This is a genomic window from Terrabacter sp. P5_B1 (assembly GCF_056400505.1).
Window position 1 is genome coordinate 1 of record NZ_JBFULD010000220.1, and the last position, 7090, is coordinate 7090.

At 72.4% G+C, this 7090-nt stretch carries 7 protein-coding genes; 1 reads left to right on the plus strand and 6 read right to left on the minus strand.

The annotated features are described in order from the left end of the window. Window positions 1-11 precede the first annotated feature (11 nt). The 6 genes from AC1DP0_RS15120 to AC1DP0_RS15145 all read right to left on the minus strand — a co-directional run bounded on the left by AC1DP0_RS15120 (window position 12) and on the right by AC1DP0_RS15145 (window position 5468). Window positions 12-659, minus strand: coding sequence for a GtrA family protein (locus AC1DP0_RS15120; RefSeq protein WP_478085528.1), 648 nt, complete (start codon window positions 657-659; stop codon window positions 12-14). Window positions 660-718: 59 nt separating this feature from the next. Beyond that, the gene (locus AC1DP0_RS15125; RefSeq protein WP_478085530.1) at window positions 719-1747 is read right to left on the minus strand and encodes a sensor histidine kinase; all 1029 of its coding nucleotides are present in this window, start codon (window positions 1745-1747) and stop codon (window positions 719-721) included. A 2-nt stretch (window positions 1748-1749) separates the two neighbouring features. Continuing rightward, entirely contained in the window at window positions 1750-2427 is a 678-nt protein-coding gene (locus AC1DP0_RS15130; RefSeq protein ID WP_442280591.1) for a response regulator transcription factor, read from the minus strand. 143 nt (window positions 2428-2570) lie between these two features. Next, window positions 2571-3410: an enoyl-CoA hydratase-related protein gene (locus AC1DP0_RS15135; RefSeq protein ID WP_478085534.1), complete on the minus strand. Its 840-nt coding sequence runs from the start codon at window positions 3408-3410 to the stop codon at window positions 2571-2573. 20 nt (window positions 3411-3430) lie between these two features. Next, on the minus strand, window positions 3431-4561 hold the full coding sequence (locus AC1DP0_RS15140; protein WP_478085536.1) for an adenylate/guanylate cyclase domain-containing protein: 1131 nt from the start codon (window positions 4559-4561) through the stop codon (window positions 3431-3433). Window positions 4562-4568: 7 nt separating this feature from the next. Then, window positions 4569-5468 carry a biotin--[acetyl-CoA-carboxylase] ligase gene (locus tag AC1DP0_RS15145; protein ID WP_478085538.1) on the minus strand — a complete coding sequence of 300 codons (900 nt, stop codon included), beginning with the start codon at window positions 5466-5468 and terminating at the stop codon, window positions 4569-4571. 24 nt (window positions 5469-5492) lie between these two features. Here AC1DP0_RS15145 and AC1DP0_RS15150 point away from each other — a divergent pair. Beyond that, window positions 5493-7090: acyl-CoA carboxylase subunit beta (locus AC1DP0_RS15150; protein ID WP_478085540.1), on the plus strand; the 1598-nt coding region annotated here is incomplete at its 3' end.

Sequence of the window (7090 nt, forward strand, 5' to 3'; positions counted from 1 at the left end):
GGTAGTCGGCGTCAGGCGCGGCGGTCGCGGCGGCCCGGCCCGGCGCTCGCCGGCTGACCCGCGCTCGGTCCGCCGTCGGGGCCCTCGTCGGTCAGCGCCGCCTCGGCGTGGCTCGGGTCGGCGAGGTCGGGGTGGTGCGCGCGCACCGCCGCGAAGGTCCACAGCTTGTTGAGCACGAACGAGATCGGGGTGACGACGACGATGACGATGAGCTGGGCCCAGTAGAGCCGCGTGCGGAAGCCGGTGGAGTCGTCGAGCACGGTGGGCGACAGGTGGATCGGCGAGTCGAGGTGCATGAGCAGGGTCAGCAGCACCAGGCCGACGACCTGTCCGAGGAGCCCGACCGCGAGGAACGGCCAGTACTCGTGCCACCACCGCGCGTGCTTGCTCGTGCGGAACGTCCAGGTCCGGTTCAGCTGGAAGTTCCAGAGGTTCGCGACGAGGAAAGCGAAGGTCGAGTAGGCGTGGTACCAGCGGACGTTGAACTCGGTGCCGGGCACCGGGACGATGGCCTGGTTGAAGCCCGGGCCGAGCTTCTTGACGATGACGAGCGTCAGCAGGTTGACGAGCACGCCGGTGGCGCCCACGACCGCGAACCGGAGCAGCAGCAGCCAGTTGTGCCGGTGGCGCACGAACAGGAACTCACGCAGGCGCCTCACCGGGGCACCCTATCCCGCGCGGCCGAGTGTCCCCGGCGGGACGGGACCGCCGGGACGGGTCAGTCCGTCTCCGCCTCGGAGAGGAAGAGCGCGAAGCGCGCCGGCTGGGCCTGGACGAGGTCGAGGCGGCCGCCGTTGGACTCGGCGAGGTCGCGCGCCAGGGCGAGCCCGAGACCGGTGCTGCCACCGGCCCCGCTGCTGACCGAGCGCTCGAAGATGTGCGGCGCCATGGCCGCGGGCACCCCGTCCCCCTGGTCGCTGACCTCGATGATGACCGACGGGCCGGACCGGCGGGCGTGGACGTCGACCGTGCCGCGACCGTGCACGAGGGAGTTCTCGAGGAGCGTCGAGAGCACCTGCGACAGGGCGACCGGCGTCGACCGGACGAAGAGGCCTCGCTCACCGCGCACCCGAACCGAGCGCCGGGCCTGCTCGAAGGCGGGCTGCCACTCACGCTGCAGCGCGGCGATGACGGAGTCGAGCGACACCGCCGGGGACGGCCCGCCGGACCCGCGGGTGCGGCCGAGGAGGTCGTCGACGACCCGGGTCAGGCGCTCGACCTGGGCGATGGCGATGGTGGCCTCCTCCTTGACCACCTCGGCGTCGTCGGTCTCGGAGATCTCCTCGAGGCGCATGAGCAGGGCCGTCAGCGGGGTGCGCAGCTGGTGCGAGGCGTCGGCGGCGAAGTCCCGCTCGGCGGCGAGCGACTTCGTCATGTCGTGGGCGCGACGGTTCATGACCCCTGACACGTGGTCGATCTCGTCGATGTCGGAGTGCACCGGCGTCAGGCGGGCCTCCCCCGCGGCGAAGCGGTCCGCGAGCTGGACGAGCTCCTGCGACGACTGCTCGACGCGGGCCCGGGCGCCCCGCGTGCTCAGATAGGCCGCACCGCCGCTGATGGCGCCCACCCCCAGGATGAGAGCGCCGAACCGGAGGACACCGACGGAGGGGTCGGAGACGACCCACGAGGTGATGGCGTCCGGTCGCTGCGTCACGGCCCACGCGACGACGACGGTCGAGAGCAGGACGAACAACCCGGCGCTGACGACTGCCGCGACAAGGGCCATCCGGTCGAGCACCCGGCGCACGGTCAGTCGACCTGAGGGCGCTCGAAGCGGAAGCCGACGCCACGGACCGTGGCGATGTACTGCGGCGAGGTCGCGTCGTCGCCGAGCTTGCGGCGCAGGACGGAGATGTGCATGTCGAGGGTCTTCGTGGAGCCGAACCACGCCGTGTCCCAGATCTCGCGCATCAGCTGCTCACGGGAGACGACCTTGCCCTGCTCGCGCACGAGGACCCGCAACAGGTCGAACTCCTTGGCGGTGAGCTGAAGCTCCTCGCCCTTGAACCAGGCCCGGCGCCCCTCGGAGTCGATGCGGACGAGCTCGCCGGTCGCCGCGACCTCGGTGGGGGTGCGACGCAACAGCGCCCGCACGCGAGCGAGCAGCTCGGCGAGCCGGAACGGCTTGGTGACGTAGTCGTCGGCGCCGGCGTCGAGGCCCACGACGGTGTCGACCTCGTCGGCGCGCGCCGTGAGGATGAGCACGGGGATGGCGCGCCCCTCGGCCCGGATGCGACGGCACACCTCGAGGCCGTCGATCTTCGGCAGCCCGAGGTCGAGGAGCACGAGGTCTGGGTTCTCCTTGGCACCGTCGAGCGCGGCCAGCCCGTCCTCGCGCACGTCGACGTCGTAGCCCTCCCGCCGCAGGGCACGGGCCAGCGGTTCGGAGATGGCTGTGTCATCCTCCGCCAGGAGCACTCGGGTCATGTCACCGTCCTCACGATCTGCCGGTCCAAAGGCGCACCGACCGACGTGAGCCTATCCACATCAGCCCGAAATGCACCCTGACGCCCCGCCCGTCCTGGAGATCCTTTCCGGCCCGCCCCGAAGCGCGGCGCCGCGGCCACGACTCAGCGCCCGGGCCAGACGGGACGACGCTTCTCCGCGAAGGCGGCGACCCCCTCGCGCCGGTCGCCCGAGAAGGCCGTGGCCCGCCAGCAGGCGTCCTCGATCTCGAGGCCCGCGTCGAGGCTGACGTCGGCCCCGAGCCGCATCGCGCGCTTCGCGTTGCGCAGGCCGACGGGTGAGTTGGCCGAGATCGCCCGGGCCAGCTCGAGCGCCCGGTCGCGGGCGGTGCCGGCGGGCACGACCTCGTCGACGGCTCCGAGCTCGAGTGCCTCGCGGGCGGGCATCCGGGCCGCGGTGAAGATCGCCTTGGCCGCGCGCGACCACCCTATCCGGCGCACGAGCAGCTGCGTGCCGCCCCCGCCCGGGATGACGCCGACGCCGACCTCGGGCAGGCCGACGACGGCCCCCTCACCGGCGACGACGACGTCGCACGACAGGGCCAGCTCGAAGCCGCCGCCGAGCGCGAAGCCGTCGACCGCCGCGATCGCAGGCACGGGCAGGTCGAGGACGCCGCCGTAGGCCGCCCGCGCCACCGGCCGCTGCTCCATGAGATCGGCGTCCGTGAAGGAGTTGCGCTCCTTGAGGTCGGCGCCGACGCAGAACGCCTTCTCGTGGCTCGAGGTGAGCACGACGCAGCGCACGGTGTCGTCGGCCGCGACCCGGGCGGTCGCCGCCGCGATGGCGCGGGCCATCGTCGTGGACACGGCGTTCATGGCCCCCGGCCGGTCGAGGACGATCTCGGCGACGTGCGCGAGCGCGGGATCCTCGAAGCGCTCGACGCGCACGAGCGCGTCCGCTCCCGCGCTCGCGGTGGCGTCGGCTCCAGTCGGCAGTGACGGCATACGTCGGTCTCCTCGGTCGGTCACGTGTCGGCGGGCGAGCCGGCGCGGTGGGTGGGGTCGGGGGCCGGGGCTCCCGACACGGAGCGGCGACCAGCGGACGTCGCCCGGCGCAGGAGCGACGGGGTCACGGGTCCGACGCCGCGCAGGATGCGGCGACGTTGCCCGGTCAGCTCGAAGCCGGAGAGGCTCGCCAGCTCGCGGGCCATCGTCGCGTCGACGAGCACGCTGCCGGCCTGGGCGACGGCCGTCAGGCGGGAGGCCCGGTTGACGGTCGTGCCGAAGACGTCGCCGAGCCGGCTGATGATCGGGCCGCGGGCCATGCCGCAGCGCACGTCGGGCAGGACGTCGTCGTTCGTCATCGTCTCGACGAGGTCGAGCGCGATGGCCGCGGCCGGCGCCGCGCCGACCGTCGTGAAGAGCACCTCGTCGCCGACCGTCTTGATGAGCCGGCCGCCGTGGGCGGTGATGACGTCGGCCGATAGCGCCTCGAAGCGGGAGACGAGCCGCGCGAGGTCACGCTCGGACATGCGACGGACGAGCGCCGTGAAGTTGACGAGGTCCGCGAAGCCCACCGACCGCATCTTCGTCAGGCCGTAGGACTCGGGGTCCGCATCGGCGAGCATGCGGGCCACCGTGGCCGACAGGTGCCGGCGCCAGGCATAGACGAGGAGCGGCTCGAGGCGGTCGGTGAGCACCGCGAGGCGCTTCGCCGTCTCGGTGGCGGTCTCGAGGCTCGGCACCGCGCGGGACTCCGGGTCGTCGTCGTCACCCTCGTCGGCGAGCGCGGCCGTCATGTGCGTCTCGACGGCCTCGGCGATGAGCTGTGACTGCCACCCCGCGAGGCGGTCGGCCGACCGGGCGAAGGCGCGCGTCATGGCGAGCGCCGTGGGCTCGTCGAGGAGCCCGTCCCGGACGATGCCGGCGACCGCCGCCAGCGCCTTCTGGTCCGCCTCGGTGAACAGCTCGTCGTCCGTGTCCACCACGGGGAAGCCCAGGGCGTGCCAGAACTTGCGCGCCGAGAGCAGCGACACCTCGGCGCCGCGGCTGACGTCGCGGCGGCGCAGGTCGAGCGGACGACCGAGCAGCTGCTCGGTGTAGTCCTCGCTCACCCGCCCGGCTGGCTCGGTGCCAGCGCTGCCCGGCTCGGTCATGGGCCGATCATGCCAGTCCGCCGGCGGCGGGTCGGACGTGGACGACGTCACCGGCGGCGAACGTCCGCGTGCCCTCGCCGGTGCGCACGACGAGACCCCCGTCGTCGTCGACCGCGACCGCGGTGCCCTCGACCGCGCCACCGGCGGGCAGGTGCACCCGGACGTGGAGACCGAGGGTGGAGCACGCGGAGCGGTATGCCGTCCGCACCGCGGCGCCGTCGTCGGCCGTCTCCGCCGCCGCGTCGTCCTGCACACCMGCGCCCGCGAGCACCCGGGTGAGGTGGTCGAGGTAGACGAGCAGGAGGTCCTCGCGGCGCACCTGGCACCCCGCGAGGGCCAGTGACGTGGCCGTCTCCACCGGCAGCTCGCTCCGGGCCTGGTCGACGTTGATGCCGGTCCCGACGACGACCGCCTGGCGACCGCCGGACGTGACCAGCTCGCAGAGGATGCCGCTGAGCTTCCGGTCGCCGTCGTCGGCGAGGAGCACGTCGTTGGGCCACTTGAGCCGGGCCGTGAGCGGCCGCCCCGCCCGCTCCGAGACCTCGCGCACGGCACGCGCCAGGGCGAGCCCGGCGAGCAGCGGCATCCACCCGGCCTGGGCCGGGTCGGTGACGGGCACCGCGACGCTGACGGCGAGCGACGCCCGGTCCGGGACCGTCCACGCCCGCCCGAGGCGCCCGCGTCCCCCCGTCTGGTGGTCGGTGAGGACGACCCACCAGAGGCCACGGCCGTCGATGTCAGCCGGCGACACGGCATACGCCCCGCTCGCCGGGGACGCCCCGGTGAGCAGCTCGCGCAGGCGGGTGTTCGTCGACCCGAGGGCGGGGTGGAACTCGACCCCGCGCCACGGCCGTCCGGACGTGACCAAGGCCGCACTCACAGTCTCGATGTCGAGCGAATCGCGCACGTCCACAAGGCTAGAGTGCCGAGCATGGCAACCGATCACGTCGTCGCAGAGCAGCCGACCAGCACGGCCGACCACCGCGCGACACCCGCGGCGCAGGCGTCCCCAGCGTCCGCACCGCCCGACCTCGCCACCACCGCCGGCAAGCTCGCCGACCTCCGGCGCCGCGTCGCCGAGGTCGCCAACGCCGGCTCCGAGCGCGCCGTCGAGAAGCAGCACGCGCGCGGCAAGAAGACGGCCCGCGAGCGCATCGCGATGCTCCTCGACGAGGGCACCTTCATCGAGCTCGACAAGTACGCCCGGCACCGCAGCAACAACTTCGGCCAGGAGAGGAACCGTCCCTACGGCGACGGTGTCGTCACCGGCTACGGCACGGTCGACGGCCGCCAGGTGGCCGTCTTCGCCCAGGACTTCACCGTCTTCGGCGGCTCCCTCGGCGAGGTCTTCGGCGAGAAGATCGTCAAGGTCATGGACTTCGCCATGAAGATCGGCTGCCCGGTCATCGGCCTCAACGACTCCGGTGGCGCCCGCATCCAGGAGGGCGTCGTCTCCCTCGGCCTCTACGGCGAGATCTTCTTCCGCAACGTCCGCGCCTCCGGGGTCATCCCGCAGATCTCGCTCGTCATGGGTCCCTGCGCCGGCGGCGCCGTCTACTCCCCCGCCATCACCGACTTCACCGTCATGGTCGACCAGACCTCGCACATGTTCATCACCGGGCCCGACGTCATCAAGACGGTCACCGGTGAGGACGTCGGCTTCGAGGAGCTGGGCGGCGCCCAGACCCACAACAGCAAGTCGGGCGTCGCGCACTACATGGGCACCGACGAGCAGGACGCCATCGACTACGTCAAGGCCCTGCTGTCCTACCTGCCGAGCAACAACATGGACACCCCGCCGGCCTACGGCGACGGGGACGGCGACCTCTCCGTCACCGACGACGACCGCTGGCTCGACACGTGCATCCCCGACTCCCCCAACGTGCCCTACGACATGAAGCACGTCATCGAGCACGTCGTCGACGACGGCGAGTTCCTCGAGGTGCAGCCGCTCTTCGCGCCGAACATCATCACCGGCTTCGCCCGCATCGACGGCATGTCGGTCGGTGTCGTGGCCAACCAGCCGATGCAGTTCGCCGGCTGCCTCGACATCGACGCCTCCGAGAAGGCCGCGCGGTTCGTCCGCACGTGCGACTGCTTCAACGTGCCGGTCCTGACCTTCGTCGACGTGCCCGGCTTCCTGCCCGGCACGGGCCAGGAGTGGGACGGCATCATCCGCCGTGGCGCCAAGCTGATCTACGCGTACGCCGAGGCCACCGTCCCGAAGATCACCGTCATCACCCGCAAGGCCTATGGCGGCGCCTACGACGTCATGGGCTCCAAGCACCTCGGTGCCGACATCAACCTCGCCTGGCCCACCGGCCAGATCGCCGTCATGGGGGCCCAGGGCGCCGTCAACATCCTCTACCGCAAGGAGCTGGGGCACACCGCGGAGCAGGGTGGTGACGTCGAGGCCCAGCGCCAGGAGCTCATCACGCACTACGAGGAGACGCTCGCCAACCCGTACGTCGCGGCCGAGCGCGGCTACATCGACACCGTCATCAGCCCGTCGAACACGCGGATGAACGT

Coding starts and splice junctions, on each gene's coding strand:
- AC1DP0_RS15130 (WP_442280591.1), bottom strand. CDS start 2,427: ATGACCCGAGTGCTCCTGGCGGAGGATGACACAGCCATCTCCGAACCG.
- AC1DP0_RS15135 (WP_478085534.1), bottom strand. CDS start 3,410: ATGCCGTCACTGCCGACTGGAGCCGACGCCACCGCGAGCGCGGGAGCG.
- AC1DP0_RS15140 (WP_478085536.1), bottom strand. CDS start 4,561: ATGACCGAGCCGGGCAGCGCTGGCACCGAGCCAGCCGGGCGGGTGAGC.